We start from the raw sequence: 16696 nt of genomic DNA, 5'->3' as shown, positions 1-16696 counted from the left end.
CACGCGCTGATGCGAGAGGGGCCCCCGGTTCGACCGGGGGCCCCTCTCGCGTCGCGTCACCGCGTCCCGCTGCGCGGAACGCCTACTCGGCGGCCTCGCTCTGCTTGCGCCAGCGGATGCCCGCCTCGATGAAGGCGTCGATGTCGCCGTCCAGCACGGCCTGCGGGTTGCCCACCTCGTACTCGGTGCGCAGGTCCTTGACCATCTGGTACGGGTGCAGGACGTAGGAGCGCATCTGGTTGCCCCAGGAGCTGCCGCCGTCCTTCAGCGAGTCCATCCGGGCCTTCTCCTCCTGCCGGCGCCGCTCCAGCAGCTTGGCCTGCAGCACGTTCATCGCCGAGGCCTTGTTCTGGATCTGCGAGCGCTCGTTCTGGCAGGAGACCACGATGCCGGTCGGCAGGTGGGTGATCCGCACCGCCGAGTCGGTGGTGTTGACGCCCTGGCCACCGGGGCCCGACGCGCGGTACACGTCGATCCGCAGCTCGCCCTCGTCGATGTCCACGTGGTCGCTCTGCTCGACGACCGGGAGCACCTCGACACCGGCGAAGGAGGTCTGCCGGCGGCCCTGGTTGTCGAACGGCGAGATGCGCACCAGGCGGTGGGTGCCCTGCTCGACCGAGAGCGTGCCGTACGCGTAGGGCACCTTCACCGAGAAGGTGGCGGACTTGATGCCGGCCTCCTCCGCGTACGAGGTGTCGTAGACCTCGGTCGGGTAGCCGTGCCGCTCGGCCCAGCGCAGGTACATCCGCATCAGCTGCTCGGCGAAGTCGGCGGCGTCCACGCCACCGGCCTCGGCGCGGATGTTGACCAGCGCCTCGCGGGCGTCGTACTCGCCGGACAGGAGGGTGCGGACCTCCAGCTCCTCGACGGCCTTCTTGACGCTGGCCAGCTCGGTCTCGGCCTCGGCGCGGGTGTCCGCGTCGCCCTCGGCCTCGGCCAGCTCGAAGAGGACCTCGACGTCCTCGATCCGGCTGCGCAGGTTCTCGACGCGACGCAGCTCGCCCTGCAGGAAGGAGAGCCGGCTGGTGACCTTCTGCGCGTTCGCGACGTCGTCCCAGAGGGCGGGGGCGGCTGCCTCCTCCTCCAGTCGTTCGATGTCGGCCCGGATCTTGTCCAGGTCGAGGACGGCCTCGATCGACCCCATGGTCGTATCGAGGTTCTTGAGCTCTTCGGAAGGATCGACGGCTGCCACGCCACCAGCCTAATGGTTGGCGGCGGGCACCGGGACCGGCCGGTAGCCTCCGGCCGCCGCGGGGACCGCGCCCGGCGCCCCCTGCGGCACCGTTCCGTTCGCCACCGTCCTGTCGGCCGTCGCCGCGTGCGCCGCCGCCGACCCGTGCGCACCCGGGCGGTGCGCGCCCGAGCCGCCCGCTCCCGAGCCGTGCGCGAAGGCGGCGTACGCGGCGGCCGCGCCCGCCAGCAGCAGCACCACGGCGAGCAGCACCGCCAGCAGCCGGCGCCGGCGCACCAGCGCCTGGCGTCCGCGGCGGTGGCCTGCGGCGGGCGGGGCGGCCCGCTGGGCGCGGGACTGCGCGGCGTAACCGGCCAGCTCCTCGGGGCTGGGGCGGCGCAGGCTGGTGTGGGTGTCGCGGGTGGAGTCGGGGGCGGGCGAGGAGACCAGCGGGACGGCCGGCCCGCGCCGACGGCGGTGCGCGCCGCTGCCGGTCTCCACCTCGGCGTAGACCGCCTCGGCGGGCGTCAGCTGTTCCTCGGCGGCCGGGCGGCCCTGCGCGGGCAGCGCCAGCGGCGGCAGTCCGGCCAGCGCCGCCAGCTGCTCGCGCAGCCGCTCGGCCAGCTCGTCGGCGCGCAGCCGCGAGGCGGGTGCCTTGGCCAGGCACTCGGCGATGATCCGCCACAGGCCGTCCGGCAGGCCGGGCACCGGCGGCACGCTCTCGGTGACGTGCCGGCGCAGCACCGCTCCGGTGTGGCCGCCGCCGAACGGGGTGAAGCCGGCGATCAGTTCGTACAGCACGGTGGCCAGCGCGTAGATGTCGACGGCGGCCCGCGGCTCCAGGCCCTCGATGATCTCGGGGGCCAGGTAGTCGGGCGTCCCGATGATCCGGGTGGCCCGGGTCCGGCGCGGGGCGTCGACCAGGCGCGCGATGCCGAAGTCGGTGAGCTTGGCGCGCGGCGCGCCGCCCGGGCCCGGCGGGGCCGCCAGGTCGAGCATCACGTTCTCCGGCTTGACGTCGCGGTGCACGATGCCGGCGGCGTGCGCGGCGGCCAGGCCGTCCGCGACGTCGGCGATCACCGCGACCGCGGCCTGCGGCGGCAGCACCCCCTCGCGCTCCAGCCGCGAGCGCAGGTCGGTGCCGTGCACCAGCTCCATCACCAGGGCGAGGTCGTCACCGTCCACCACCATGTCGCGCACCCCGACCACCCGGGGGTGGTCCAGGCTGGTCAGCGCGGCCCGCTCCTGGACGAAACGGCCCACCAGCACCTGGTCGGTGGCGAGGTCCTCGCGCAGCAGCTTGACGGCCACCGGTCCGTCGGGGCCCTCACCCAGCCACACGGTGCCGGCGGACCCCCGACCGATCACCTGGTGCACGGTGTACCGGCTGCCGATCTTGCGTGCCAATGCTGCTCCGTGGGCGGCGGGAGCGCTCCCGGGGCGCCGCTGGGGCCCGGAACCGCTCGGTTAGGTCGGTGCGTCGCCGACCAACCTACGCGTCCGGGCCCCCTCTGCGGGACCTCGGGGCAGCCATTGTCGACAAAGCTGCAAAGCCGAGGACCCGGTGGCGGTCCGTCAGTTCCCCGTGACGGAGTGCCAGGTGGTGCTCACCCAGCTGCTGCTCTCGGAGTACCAGTGCTGGACATCGGCCCAGTACTGGGGCAGTGGCGTGAAGTTCCACAGCGCCAGGGCGGCGACCGCCAGGATCAGCAGGACCATCAGGCAGCCCTTGAGGCAGCCGAGCCCCGGGATGTACATCCGGTTGCGACTGCGCCGGCGCGGCTCGCGGCTGGGCCGGGGCTCGCGCTCCGGCGCGCGCTCCGGTTGCGGCTCGCGCGCGACCGGCGGCTCCGGGCGGTGCTGGGGCTGCGGCTCGGGACGGTGCGCGGGGGCGGCCCCGGCCGCCCTGCCCTGCGGCGCCCGGCCCGGCGAGGGCCGGCCCGTGGGCGGCTCGCCGTACGGGTCGCCGTAGGACTCGCCGCGGCCGCGCTCGGCGCCGCCGTACGGCTGGGGCTCGCGGTAGCCGGGACCGGCCTGCTGCTGGTCGCGCCGGGCCTGGTAGGGCGGCGGTGCCACCGGCGGGCGCTCCTGGCGCCCGTAGCCGGCCCGGCCGCCGTCGCCCTGGCGCGGGTCGGCCCGGCGCTGGTCGCCGCCCGGGGCGGGCGGCGGCGGGTAGCCGCCGGGCTGCTGGTGACCCGGCGGCGGGTAGCCCGGCTGCGGGGACTGCTGCGGGTAGCCGCCCTGTGGCGGGTACCCCGGCTCGGGGTAGCCACCCGGCCGCGGCTGACCGCCCTGCGGCGGGTAGCCGGGGGCCGGGCGCTGCTGGCCACCCTGGTAGGGCGGCGGGGCCTGCTGGGGGGTCGCGAAGTCCTCCGCGGAGAAGACCTGGGTGGCCTGGTTGCGGTCCCGGGCGGCCCGCAGCTGGTTCTGCCACGGGTGCGGCCCCTCGGGTGCGGGGGCGGCGGGCGGGGCCGGCGGGCCGGCGGGGCCGCCCGGCACCGGGCCGGCGGGCATCATCCGGGTGCGGTCCTCGGAGCCCGCGGGGCCGCCGTAGCCGGCCGCGCCGGGCATCGCGGGCGCGGCCACCGAGCCCTGCGGCATGACCTGGGTGGCCGCCGCCGGGTTGTACGCCCCGACCGGCGCCGGCGGGACGCCCAGGGCCACCCCACCGGGCACCGTGCTGCCGGGGCCCGCCGGGGCCTGGCCGTTCGACGGCACCTCGGCCGGGCGCTCGTCGGGCAGCAGCAGCGCGCCCACCTCGAGCGCGGCGTCCACCGCGGCCGGCGAGGCGTGCACGCCGACCCCGGCCGCCACCACCCGCAGCGCCCGGGCCAGCGAGGTGGCGCCGGGACGCTGGGCGGGGTCCTTGCGCAGGCAGCGCTCGACCACCGTCCACAGCGGCTCGGGCATGCCCGGCGGGCGCACCGGCTCCTGGGTGAGGTGCGCCTGGAGCAGCTGGATCGGCCCGTCGCCCTGGAACGGCAGGCGGCCGGTGACCAGTTCGTAGAGCATGATGCCGGCGCCGTAGACGTCCACCGCGGAGGTCTGCGGCTGCCCGGTGGCGGACTCGGGCGCCACGTAGCTCGGGGTGCCGACGAACTCGCTGGTCCTGGTGATGCCCGGGGAGTCGGCCAGCCGGGCGATGCCGAAGTCGGTGAGCATCGGGTGCAGCTGCTCGCCCTGCCCCTCGGCGTGCACCGTGGCGAGCAGCACGTTGGCGGGCTTGAGGTCGCGGTGCACCACGCCGTCCGCGTGGCTGACCGCCAGCGCGTCGGCGATCTGCGCCATCAGCAGGGCGGCGGCGATCGGGCTGAGCGGACCGTTGGTGCGCAGGTAGCGGTAGAGGTCGGGGCCGTCCACCAGGTCCATCACCAGGGCGAGCAGCTCGCCCTCGACGACCAGGTCGCGCACCCGCACGATGTTGGGGTGGTTCAGCCGCAGCAGCACCGAGCGCTCGCGCAGGAAGCGCAGCACGATGTCGGGGTCGGCGGCCAGCTCCTCCTTGAGCACCTTGACCGCGACCGTCTGGCCGGCACGCAGCTCCGGCAGCCCGGCCTCCTCGCGCACCCGGCCCCGCCAGACGGTACCCGTGGCACCGCGCCCGAGGGCCTCCTCGAGCAGATACTTGCTGCCTACCGGGCGCACCTGGTGAACTCCTCGTCCTGCGATGCCGCGGGCCCGAGCCCGTCCGTGCGGCAACTCTAACGGTGTCCGTCCAGCCCGACCCGGAGGAGTGCTCACACGGCCCCGGTGGGCGGCGGCGAACCGCCTTGACCTGAGTCCCGGTCGGCTTCACCATGGCGATGATCACAAGATCGTCAAATCCGGTACGGTGCACGGACTGTCAGTCCCGGGTGGCAGGATGACGCCTAGCACTCCTGTGGTCCAACACTCATCACGAGCAGAGGGGAACCCCGGGCGCGATGCAGATCCGGCTGACGGTCCTCCGGCCCCGCACCGGCGCCGGCCTGCCCGCACCCGCCACCGACGTGCTGGTCACCGCACCCGTCGGCACGGCGCTCGGGGCGGTCTCCGTCGCCCTGGCCGGCGCCGTGGGCGTGCGCGGGCCACGCAGCGCCACCCATGTGCACCTGTACGCCGGCAGCCGCCGGATCGACGACCGCACCCCGCTGGGCCACCCCCCGCTGCTGGACGGCGCCGTGCTCGCGCTCGGCGAGCCCGACCCCGAGGCCGACTCCGCCCCCGCCGCCCACCCGGGCGACGACACCGTGGAGCTGCGCGTGGTCGGCGGCCCGGACGCCGGCGGCGTGCACCGCCTGCACGGCCGCCAGGTGCGCCTGGGCCGCTCCAGCGAGGCCGACGTCCCGCTCGACGACCCCGACGTCTCCCGCCTGCACCTGGCCCTGCACCTGTCCGCCGACGGCGAGGTGACGGTCCACGACCTCGGCTCCACCAACGGCACCGCGCTGGACGGCCGGCCGGTCGGCGCCGAGCCGCAGCCACTGCCCGAGGGCGCCCTGCTGCGGCTGGGCGAGTCCACCGTGGCGCTCGCCGCCGCGCCGCCCGCCGAGCAGACCCGGCCCACCACGCCCGACGGCCTGGGCCACCTCCAGGTCAGCGCGCCGCCGCGCCCCGGCCGCCCGCCCGCCCCCGCCACCGCGGAGCCCGAACCGGCCGCCGCCAGCACCACCGGCCGGGCCCGCTCGCTGCTCTCCCGCCGCCTGGGCCGCGCCGAGGGCGCGCGCACGCCGGCCACCCCCTCCGCCGACGCCGCCCGCCAGCACCTGCGGGCCCGGGTGCGCCAGGCCACCGCCCAGCGCGAACGCTGGCCCGACGCGGCCACCCTGCTGCTCAACGCGCTCGGCCCCGGACCCCGGCTCTGGGAGCGGGTGCCCGCCCATCCCGACGCGCTCACCCTGCGGCTGGGCACCGCGGACCGGCCCGGCGGCCCCGGCACCACCCCCGGCACGGTGCTGCCCGCCGTCCCGGTCACCGTCGACCTCCAGGCGGCCGGCGGCCTGGGCCTGGTCGGCCCGCCCGAGCGGCTGCACGCGCTGGCCCGGGCGCTGGTCGCCCAGCTGGCCGCGCTGCACCCGCCGAGCGGCCTGAGCCTGGTGGTGGTCAGCGCCGACGAGCAGGTCCCGCTGGAGGAGCGCACCGCCCGGTGGGCGTGGTCGCTCTGGCTGCCGCACCTGCGGCCCGGGCTCGGGCAGGACTGCCGGCTGCTGGTCGGGCTGGACCGGCCGCAGGCCGAGGAGCGGCTGGCCGAACTGCTCGCGCTCGCCGAGCACCCCGCGGACGGCGCGGCGCCGCCCGCCACCGTCCTGCTGGTGGACGGCGACCTCGGCTCGCAGCGGGCTCGCGAGGCGCTGGCCCGGCTGCTGCGGATGGGCCCGGCCTCCGGCGTCTTCACGCTCTGCCTCGCCGAGCGGCCCGGGCAGCTGCCGGCCGGCCTGGGCGCCACCGCGACCGTCACCGGCGAGGTCGCCACCCTGCTGACCGTCGAGCGCCCCACCGCCGACGGCGAGCGCGAGCGGATCGAGGACGTCACGCTGGACGCCGTCTCGGCCCCCTGGGCCGAGCGGCTGGCCCGCGCGCTGGCCCCGCTGCGCGAGGCGGTCCCCACCGCCCGCGGCCCGCTGCCGGACGCGCTGCGCCTGCTCGACCTGCTGGAGCTGGACACCGTCACCCCCGCCAAGCTCTCCGCCCGCTGGGAGGACCTGCCCAGCACCACCGGCACCGCCGCCGCGCTGCTCGGCACCACCCGCGACGACCTGTGCACCGTCGACCTGGCCGGACCCGACCCGGCGCGGCACCAGCACCTGCTGATCGGCGGCGCCCGCGGAGCCGGCAAGAGCGAGCTGCTGCGCACCCTGGTCGCCTCGCTGGCGGTCGGCGAGCGCCCCGACCGGCTGCAGGTCCTGCTGGTCGGCGGCCGCGACGCCGCGCTCGCCGGCTGCGCCGAGCTGCCGCACGTCACCGCCCAGCTGGACGCCGCCGCCGATCCGCGCCGGGCCCACCTCACCGCCGAGTCGCTGCTGGAGGAGCTCGCGCACCGCGAGGAGCTCTTCGCCGGCCGGGGGTTCACCGCCTGGTACGCCGAGCAGGTGCTCACCGCGCACACCGCGGCGGCCCCGTTGGAGCGTCCGACGGGCCGGCTCGGCCGCCCGCGCGGCGAGCAGCTCCCGGCCGCGCCCGGCGCCACGATGACCGGCACCTCGATGACCGGCGCCTCGGTGGCGACCGTCACCGCCCCGCCCGCCGCCGCGCTGCCCGCCCGGCTGGTCGTGGTGGTGGACGACTACGACGCCCTGCTCGCCCCCACCTCGCCGGCCGGCCGCCCGCTGGCCCGCGCCCTGGCGGCGGCCGCCCAGCGCGGCGGGCCGCTGGGCGTGCACCTGGTGGCCAGCACCGGGCGGCCCGAGCTGAGCGCGGGCAGCGAGCTGGACGAGGCCGCCCTGTGGCGGATCGCCCTGCGCACCGACCACCCCGGCGACTCCGAGCTGCTGGTGCACGTGGACGACGCGGCCGCGCTGCCCGAGCAGACCCCGGGCCGCGGTTACCTGCGCCGTCCCGACGGCGCGGTGCTGGCCTTCCAGACCGCCCGGGTCAGCGGCCGGATCCCGCGCACGGCCACCCTGCGCCCGACCGTGGTCGCGATAGACCCGGCCCAGCAGGGCGCCCCGCCGACCCGTCGGCCGGTGCGCGAGCTGGGCAACGGGCCGACCGACCTGGCGCTGCTGGCCAGCGCCCTGCAGCGGGCGGCCGAGCGGCCCTGACGCCACGGCGGCACCCGCCCCGCCGGCCGGGCCGCTCCCCGGGCCGAAACGCCACCCGGGGAGGAACGCCACCCGGCCCGGAACGCCGACGGGGCCGCACCCCGAAGGGTGCGGCCCCGCCTCACTCACCGGCTCAGCGCATCGATCCCGTGCGCAGCAGCGTGCGGATGACCCGCATGGCGACCGAGAGGCTGGACAGCTCGTAGATGTCCGAACCCCTTATGTCGTCCAGCGTGGTGCGGGCCCGGCTGAGCAGCGTGCCGTTCAGCTCGGCCCAGGCGTCGTGGCGCTCCTGCGCGGTCGCGCCCTGCGGCCCGCAGGCCAGGATGTCGGCCGTCAGCACGGCGTGCGCCGCGAACAGGTCCTCGCGGATCGCCGCACGGGCCATCGAGGACCACCGGTCGGTGCGCGGCAGCTCGATGATCCGGTCCAGCAGGTGCGAGATGCCCAGCCGGTCACCGAGGTCGTAGTAGACGTCGGCGACCTCGTCGACCTCCTTGCCGGAACGGTCGGCGACCTCGGTGATGTCCAGCGTCGGGAAGGCCGAGGAGAGGCCGGAGACCCGCGCGGCCAGCGCCTGCGGCACTCCGGCGGAGGTCAGCTCCTCGTAGATCTTCTCGAACCAGGCCGCGTCCTCGCCGCGCAGCGGCTTGGGCAGGCTGGTCCACACCTGGTCCACCCGCTCCTGGAAGAACGCGATGGTGGCGGCGATGTCCAGCGGCTGGCGGCGGTTGTTGAGCATCCAGCGGGTGGCCCGCTCGACCAGCCGGCGCGAGTGCAGGCGCATCTGCAGCTGCACCTCGGCCTGGACCTGGTTGTCCAGCTCCTCGACCTGGTCCCAGATCGTCTCCAGGCCGAAGACGGCCCGGGCGGCGGTGTGGGTCCGGGCGATCTCCTCGTAGGTCGCGCCGGTCTCCTCGCGCAGCCGGAAGGCGAAGGTGCAACCACCGCGGTTGATCGTGTCGTTGACGATCAGCGTGGTGATGATCTCGCGGCGCAGCGCGTGGTTGTCCACCGCCTCGGCGAACCGCTGGCGCAGCGCGGTCGGGAAGTACAGGTGCAGGGTGTCGCGGAAGTACGGGTCGTCGGGCAGCTCGGTGGCGAGCAGCTCGTCGGCCAGCGTGATCTTCGTGTAGGCGAGCAGCACCGAGAGCTCGGGCTGGCTGAGCCCGAAGCCGGTCTGCTGGCGCTCCTTCAGCTGCTTCTCGCTGGGCAGGAACTCCAGCGACCGGTCCAGCAGGCCGTCGGCCTCCAGCCGGTTGATCATCCGCGAGTGCACGTTGACCATGCTGTGCGCCTGGGCCACCGCGTTGGCCAGCACCACGTTCTGCGCGTAGTTGTTGCGCAGCACCAGGTGACCGACCTCCTCGGTCATCTCGGCCAGCAGGGCGTTGCGCTGCTTGACCGTCATGTCGCCCTCGGCGACCACCTGGTTGAGCAGGATCTTGATGTTCACCTCGTGGTCCGAGGTGTCCACGCCGGCCGAGTTGTCGATGGCGTCGGTGTTGATCCAGCCGCCGGTGCCCTGCGGTCCGCCGCTCTGCGCGTACTCGATGCGGCCCAGCTGGGTGCAGCCGAGGTTGCCGCCCTCGCCGATCACGCGGGCCCGGATCTGGTTGCCGTTGACCCGGATCGCGTCGTTGGCCTTGTCGCCGACGTCCGCGTTGGTCTCCCGCTCGGCCTTGACGTAGGTGCCGATGCCGCCGTTCCAGAACAGGTCGACGGGCGCCTGAAGGATCATCTTCATCAGCTCGGCCGGCGTGACCTTGCCGACCTCCAGGCCGAGCGCCGCTCGGACCTGCGCGGTCAGCTGGATCGACTTGGCGCTGCGCGGGAAGACCCCGCCGCCGGCCGAGATCAGCGACTTGTCGTAGTCGTCCCAGGAGCTGCGCGGCAGGTCGAAGAGCCGGCGGCGCTCGGCGAAGGAGGCCGCCGCGTCCGGGTTCGGGTCCAGGAAGATGTGCCGGTGGTCGAAGGCCGCGACCAGCCGGATGTGCTCGCTGAGCAGCATGCCGTTGCCGAAGACGTCACCGGACATGTCGCCGATGCCGACGACGGTGAAGTCCTCGGACTGCGTGTCGACGCCCAGCTCGCGGAAGTTGCGCTTGACCGACTCCCAGGCACCGCGGGCGGTGATGCCCATGCCCTTGTGGTCGTAGCCGGCCGAGCCGCCGGAGGCGAACGCGTCGCCCAGCCAGAAGCCGTAGCTCTCGGCCACCCCGTTGGCGATGTCCGAGAAGGTCGCGGTGCCCTTGTCGGCGGCGACCACCAGGTAGGTGTCGTCCTCGTCGTGGCGCACCACGTCGACCGGGTGGACGACCTGGCCGGCCTTGAGGTTGTCGGTGATGTCCAGCAGCGCCGAGATGAACGTCTTGTACGAGGAGATGCCCTCGGCCAGCCAGGCGTCGCGGTCCACCGAGGGGTCCGGCAGCTGCTTGGCGACGAAGCCGCCCTTGGCGCCGACCGGGACGATCACGGTGTTCTTGACCATCTGGGCCTTGACCAGGCCCAGGATCTCGGTGCGGAAGTCCTCGCGCCGGTCGGACCAGCGCAGACCGCCGCGGGCGACCTTGCCGAAGCGCAGGTGCACGCCCTCGACCTGCGGCGAGTAGACCCAGATCTCGAACGCCGGGCGGGGCGCCGGCAGATCGGGGATGGCGTGCGGGTCGAACTTCATCGACACGTACGCGTGCCAGTCGCCACCGGCCGTGCGCTGGAAGAAGTTGGTCCGCAGGGTGGCCTTGATCAGGTGCAGGAAGGAGCGCAGGATGCGGTCCTCGTCCAGCGAGACGACCTCGTCCAGCGCGCCGTCCAGCTCCTCCAGGATCGCCTCGCCCAGCTCGCCGGCGCCCAGCTGGTGGCTGGGGCTCAGGCGGGCCTCGAAGAGGTTCACCAGCAGGCGGGTGGTGTGCGCGTTGTTGCGGAGCGCGTCCTCCATGTAGTCCTGCGAGAAGGTGCTGCCGGCCTGCCGCAGGTACTTGGCGTACGCGCGCAGCACGACCGCCTGGCGCCAGGTCAGACCGGCGGTCAGGATCAGCCCGTTGAAGCCGTCGTTCTCGGCGCGGCCCATCCAGGTGGCGGCGAAGGCCTCCTGGAAGCGCTCGCGGGCCTCGTCGGTCAGCTCGGCGGCCTCGCGCACCTTCAGGCCGAAGTCGTAGACCCAGGCGGTGGTGTTGTCCGAGCGGCGCAGCGCGTACGGGTGCTCGTCGAGCACCTCGACGCCCAGGCGCTGCAGCACCGGGAGCACCTCGGTCAGCGAGATCGGACCGCCGACCCGGTAGATCTTGAAGCGGCGCTCGTCGTCGCCCGCGCCGACCGGCTGGTACAGGTTGAGGCGGAAGTCGCCCTCACCGTGCAGCGACTCGATCTGCTTGAGGTCGGCGACGGCGGTGCGCGCGGTGAAGTCGGCGCGGTAGCCGTCGGGGAAGGCGTTGGCGTACTTGTGCGCCAGCTCGGCGGCCCGCTCCTCGCCCAGCTCGATGTGCAGCTGGTCGTTGAAGCCGTCCATCCAGAAGCGCGCGGCCTCGGCCAGCTTGGCCTCGATCCGCTCGACCTCGGCCTCGGTCAGCTCGGGCAGCTCGCTGCCGGGGGCGACCCGGACCACGAAGTGCAGCCGGGTCAGCACCGACTCGGTGGACCAGACCGTGTAGTCGATGGTCGCGCCGTTCAGCTCCTGCATCAGGATGTCCATCAGGCGCAACCGGATGCGGGTGGTGTAGCGGTCGCGCGGCAGGTAGACCAGCGCGGAGAAGTAGCGCCCGTACTCGTCCTGACGCAGGAACAGCCGCAGCTTGCGGCGCTCCTGGAGGTACAGCACGCTGCTGGAGATCTGCAGCAGCTCCTCGGCGGGCGTCTGGAAGATCTCGTCGCGCGGGAAGGTCTCCAGGATCTGCAGCAGGTCCCGGCCGTCGTGGCTCTCGCTGGAGAAGCCCGAACTGTTCACGACCTCCTGCACCTTGCGGCGCACCACCGGGATCCGGGTGACCGACTCGGTGTAGGCGGCGGAGGAGAACAGGCCCAGGAAGCGGCGCTCGCCCACCACGTTGCCGGCGGCGTCGAACTTCTTCACCCCGACGTAGTCCAGGTAGGCCGGACGGTGCACGGTGGCACGCGAGTTGGCCTTGGTCAGCACCAGCAGCTTCTTCTCGTGCGCCTTCGCCCGGACGGGGGCGGACAGGCGGCCGAAGGACTCGCTGACCGGGTGGTGGTCGGTGTCGATGCTGAGCGGGTCGGAGCGCAGGATGCCCAGGCCGGTGCCGGGAATGGCCCGCAGCACCTCCTCGCCCTCGTGCTCGACCAGGTCGTACTCGCGGTAGCCGAGGAAGGTGAAGTGGTCGTCGGCCAGCCAGCGCATCAGCTCCCAGGCCTCGCCGACCTCCTGCTCGGCCAGGTGCGCCGGGGGCACCTCGGCGAGCTCGTCGGCCAGCCGCAGCGCGGAGGTGCGCATCTTGGCCCAGTCCTCGACGACCTCGCGGACGTCGCCCAGCACGCGGCGCAGGTCGCGCTCGATCGCGTGCAGGTCCTCGCGGTCGGTCTCCCGGTCGATCTCGACGTGCATCCAGGACTCGATGGTCGCGTCGGCGGGCCAGTCGGCGCCGGCCGCCTGGCTGCGCGAGCAGGCGTCGATGTCCAGGATCTCCAGCAGCTTGCCGGTGATGTCGCGACGGACCACCAGCTGCGGGTGGATCACCAGGTGGATCGCGCGGTTCTGGCGCGACAGCTCGTTGGTGACCGAGTCGACCAGGAAGGGCATGTCGTCGGTGACCACCTCGACCACGGTGTGGCCGCTGGACCAGCCGTTCTCGTCGACGGTCGGGGTGGAGACCCGGACCTCGGCGGTGCCCTGGGGACGCTTGAGCCCCAGCCGGTAGTGGGAGGCCGCGGCCCCGTACACGTCGACCGGGTCGCGGTCGACCAGGTCCTCGGGGGCCGTGTGGAGGTAGTAGTGGTGCAGGTAAGCGGCCAGAGCGCCGTTGCTCAGACCTTCCCCTGGCGCCGCTCCCCCCACCTGGCTGTTCTCAGCGGCTGCTGCTGCCTTGGCGAGCAGCTCGGCCTTGGCTGCGTCCAGCTTGGTCTGCATGACTGTTTGGCTCCTGTCGCGCGCCGTTGCGTGACTCGGTGGTGTCGGGGTTTCCACCGCCGGGTCTGTCCGCATCCTCCCGCACAATCCAGGCGAAAGGGACTCAAGGCACGCATGAACCGCCCTCCGCCTGGGTAGTACAGGTTTTTCGGCCTGCGGAACCTCCCGGCGACGCCAGCCAGCCTAACCGGAGGGGACCGGGGTGTCAGGGGACAGGGAGGCGCAAACCCGCAGGAAGATCGCTGCTTCCTGGACACCTTGTCCACCTTCTTGGGGCTTGCTTCACGTCCCAGCCCTCATCGGGGGCACCCTCGGCGCGCGTCGGAGCACCGTCGGCGCACATCGGCGCACGTCGGCGCAGGTGGGGCGCACTTCGGGGCACGCCCGCGCAACGCCGCAGGTGGTCAGTGCAGGTGCTCGGTCGAGGGCACGAAGGTCTCCTTGATCGAACGCGCCGACGTCCAGCGCCGCAGGTTCTCGGCCGCGCCGGCCTTGTCGTTGGTGCCCGAGGCGCGGCCGCCGCCGAAGGGTTGCTGGCCGACCACCGCGCCGGTCGGCTTGTCGTTGACGCAGAAGTTGCCGGCCGTGAAACGCAGCGCCTCCAGGGCCTGCGCGATGGCGTAGCGGTCCTGGGCGATCACCGAACCGGTCAGTCCGTAGGGGGCGGCGGTGTCCACCCGGCGCAGCGCGTCCTCCCAGCGGGAGTCCTCGTAGACCTGCACCGCCAGGATCGGGCCGAAGTACTCGGTGGAGAAGATCTCGTTGCGCTGGTCGGAGCTGACCAGCACGGTGGGGCGCACGAAGTAGCCGATCGCGTCGTCGTACTGGCCGCCGGCCACCAGCTCCACCGTCGGGTCCCGGCGGGCCCGCTCGATGGCGTCCCGGTTGCGGGCGAAGGCGCGGGCGTCGATCAGCGCCCCCATGAAGTTGGACAGGTCGGAGACGTCGCCCACCGTCAACGCGTCCACCTCGGCCAGCAGTTCGTCCTTGATCCGCAACCAGAGGCTGCGCGGCAGGTAGGCGCGCGAGAGGGCCGAGCACTTCTGCCCCTGGTACTCGAAGGCGCCGCTGATCAGTGCGGTGCGCAGGATGTCCGGGTCCGCGGAGGGGTGCGCGATCAGGAAGTCCTTGCCGCCGGTCTCGCCGACGATCCGCGGGTAGGTGCGGTAGCCGGTGATGTTGGCGCCGATGCCCTGCCAGAGCGACTGGAAGGTGCGGGTGGAGCCGGTCAAGTGCAGGCCGGCCAGCTCCCGGTGCTTCAGCGCGACCTCGGAGAGCGCCAGGCCGTCGCCGGTGACCAGGTTGATCACGCCCGGCGGCAGGCCGGCCGCCTCCAGCAGGCGCATCAGGTGGTGGGCGGCGAAGGTCTGGGTCGGCGCGGGCTTCCAGACCACGGTGTTGCCCAGCAGCGCCGGGGCGGTGGGCAGGTTGCCGGCGATGGCCGTGAAGTTGAAGGGGGTGATCGCGTAGACGAAGCCCTCCAGCGGGCGGTGGTCGGTGCGGTTCCACACCCCCGGCCCGGAGTGCGGCTGCTCGGCCAGGATCTGCCGGGCGAAGTGCACGTTGAAGCGCCAGAAGTCGACCAGTTCGCAGGAGGAGTCGATCTCGGCCTGCTGCGCGGTCTTCGACTGGCCGAGCATGGTGGCCGCGGCCAGCGTCTCGCGCCAGGGCCCGGCCAGCAGTTCGGCGGCCCGCAGGAAGACCGCCGCCCGGTCGTCGAAGGAAAGAGAGCGCCACTGCGCCCCGGCCGCCAGCGCGGCGTCCACCGCGAGCACGGCGTCCTCGCGCGTGGCGTTGCCGAGCACGCCGAGCTTGGCGGCGTGGTGGTGCGGCTGGACCACGTCGATCCGCTCGCCGGAGCCGAAGCGCTGCCGGCCGCCGATGGTCATCGGCAACGGGATCGGCTCGGCGGCCAGTTCGTCCAGCCGGCGCAGCAGGCGGTGGCGCTCGGGGCTGCCGGGTCGGTACCCGAGCGCCGGCTCGTTGACCGGCGCCGGCACCCGGGTCACTGCGTCGATGGGCATGGCGGCTCCGCTCCTGGGGACAGTGGTCTGGCTAGATTGACCACCCCGGAGCCGGGGACCCGGCGGCGACACACCGCTCAGGCTGTGATCTTCCTCGCCAGCTCGACCGCCTCGGCCAGGCTGTCCACCACCGGGACGCCGACCGGCTCGAGGTTCTCCCGCACGTGCGAGCCGCCGGTGTAGAGCACCGCGTGCGCGCCGACCTCCAGCGCGGCCAGCGCGTCGTCGGCCGCGTCGCCGATCAGCACCGTGCGGGCGGGGTCCACCGCCGGACCGAGCGCGGCCAGGTGGCGCACCAGCGAGGCGGCCTTCTGACCGTGCGAGGGACCGGTGCGGCCGTCCACCCGCAGGAAGTGCCGCTCGATGCCGAAGCGCAGCACGGTGGGCACCAGCTTCTCGTGCGCGTACATCGACAGCAGCGACTGGGTGCCGCCCGCGGCCGACCAGCCGGCCAGCAGCTCGGCCGCGCCCTCGGTCAGCGCGCAGTCGCCGCTCACCTGGGCGTAGCGGTCCTGGAAGGCGGCGTCCAACCGCTCCCACTCCGCGCCGCTCGGCTGGAAACCGAGCACGCGCTGGTAGAACCGCGGGATCGGGATCTCGTACAGCGCGCGGTACTGCTCGATGGTCAGCGGCTCGCCGCCGACGGAGGCGAACGCGGCGTTGCTCGCGTCGACCACGGCCTCCATGTCGTGGAAGAGCGTTCCGTTCCAGTCCCAGACGATATGAGTTCGCACCCCGGAACGGTAGCCGCTGCCACTGACAACCGGGTGTCCTACGGCCGGACAACAGGTGGAGCGGGGGCCGGACCCGCCGCCGGGCGGGCCCATCGAGAGGCCCTAGCCGAGCAGGCCGGGGATCTCCTGGGTGGCGAACCAGAGCAGCTCGTGGTCCTCGGCGCCGTCGACGCTGAACTGCGCGTCGTCGTCCCCCGCGTCGGCCGCCGTCACGGCGTCGGCCGCGGTCGCCACGTCCTGGGCGACCTCCGGGTCGGCGGCGTCCGCGTGCACCGCGGCGGCCTTGGCCAGGCGCACCGGGGCGGCCAGCACGACCTGGCCCAGCGAGAGCTGGTCCTGGTACTCGTCACCGGCGAACGGCTTGACCGCGGCGTCCGGCACGTCCAGCGCCACCACCACCCGGCGGCGCGGCGCGCCCGGGTCGGCGGCCAGCAGGCGCAGCGAGGACTGCGCGGCCCGCACCAGCGCGGCGTACTCCAGTTCCTCGATGTCGTCACTGACGTACCACTCGCGCAGCGCCGGGGTCACCGCGTAGGCCGGCGACTGCTCCAGCGCGCCGTCCGGGTGCGCCTGGGCCAGCGCGGCCAGGGTGGTGGGCACATAGACACGCATCGGGGGCACGCTCCGCTTCGTGGGGAGTCGCCGGGAACGGGCGACCCCCACAGAATACGGCCCGCGCGATCACCCGGACGCGGCCGCGTGTACCCCTTCGAGCGCATCGCCGCCCGCCGCGGCGACCCGGCCGACGGCCACCGAAGGGCCCTCGAGGCCCCGCAGCGCGCCGCCACGGCGTGTCAATCCGCCGTCCGGGCGACCGGCGACGCGGCCGGCCCGAGCGCTTGAGCGACGCGTGGCGGCGCCGATAGCACGGACGACACCAGTCACCGTCCCAGCCCGCCGCCGAAGACCCCGGGAGCACCCTCCATGACCGCCACCGCGCTGCGCCC

The 16696-nt window shown here is 74.1% G+C and carries 8 protein-coding genes; 1 reads left to right on the top strand and 7 read right to left on the bottom strand.

The window, feature by feature from the left end:
• Positions 1-82: 82 nt before the first annotated feature.
• From prfB to ABD323_RS17800, 3 genes are all read right to left on the bottom strand, one after another.
• Positions 83-1192: a peptide chain release factor 2 gene (prfB, locus tag ABD323_RS17810; protein WP_344442634.1), complete on the bottom strand. Its 1110-nt coding sequence runs from the start codon at positions 1190-1192 to the stop codon at positions 83-85.
• Between the two features lie 9 nt (positions 1193-1201).
• Positions 1202-2578: a serine/threonine-protein kinase gene (locus ABD323_RS17805; RefSeq protein ID WP_344442633.1), complete on the bottom strand. Its 1377-nt coding sequence runs from the start codon at positions 2576-2578 to the stop codon at positions 1202-1204.
• Between the two features lie 168 nt (positions 2579-2746).
• On the bottom strand, positions 2747-4816 hold the full coding sequence (locus ABD323_RS17800; protein WP_344442631.1) for a serine/threonine-protein kinase: 2070 nt from the start codon (positions 4814-4816) through the stop codon (positions 2747-2749).
• 278 nt (positions 4817-5094) lie between these two features.
• Here ABD323_RS17800 and ABD323_RS17795 point away from each other — a divergent pair, with 278 nt between their 5' ends.
• Positions 5095-7911: an FtsK/SpoIIIE domain-containing protein gene (locus ABD323_RS17795; protein ID WP_344442630.1), complete on the top strand. Its 2817-nt coding sequence runs from the start codon at positions 5095-5097 to the stop codon at positions 7909-7911.
• Positions 7912-8044: 133 nt separating this feature from the next.
• On the opposite strand, the gene ABD323_RS17790 is transcribed toward ABD323_RS17795, so the two are convergent.
• The 4 genes from ABD323_RS17790 to ABD323_RS17775 all read right to left on the bottom strand — a co-directional run bounded on the left by ABD323_RS17790 (position 8045) and on the right by ABD323_RS17775 (position 16361).
• Entirely contained in the window at positions 8045-12991 is a 4947-nt protein-coding gene (locus ABD323_RS17790) for an NAD-glutamate dehydrogenase (RefSeq protein WP_344442629.1), read from the bottom strand.
• Between the two features lie 404 nt (positions 12992-13395).
• Complete coding sequence (pruA, locus tag ABD323_RS17785) at positions 13396-15009, bottom strand: L-glutamate gamma-semialdehyde dehydrogenase (protein WP_344442656.1); 1614 nt, start codon at positions 15007-15009, stop codon at positions 13396-13398.
• An 83-nt stretch (positions 15010-15092) separates the two neighbouring features.
• Positions 15093-15749 (bottom strand): HAD family hydrolase, encoded by a 657-nt coding sequence (locus ABD323_RS17780; RefSeq protein ID WP_344442628.1) that lies wholly within the window; start codon positions 15747-15749, stop codon positions 15093-15095.
• A gap of 102 nt (positions 15750-15851) precedes the next feature.
• The gene (locus ABD323_RS17775; protein ID WP_344442627.1) at positions 15852-16361 is read right to left on the bottom strand and encodes a DUF6912 family protein; all 510 of its coding nucleotides are present in this window, start codon (positions 16359-16361) and stop codon (positions 15852-15854) included.
• Positions 16362-16696 lie beyond the last annotated feature (335 nt).

It is taken from the genome of Kitasatospora nipponensis (assembly GCF_039528135.1).
Classification (GTDB): Bacteria; Actinomycetota; Actinomycetes; order Streptomycetales; family Streptomycetaceae; genus Kitasatospora; species Kitasatospora nipponensis.
Note: the sequence above shows the minus strand (reverse complement) of the source record. Positions and strands in the feature narration are given on the sequence as shown.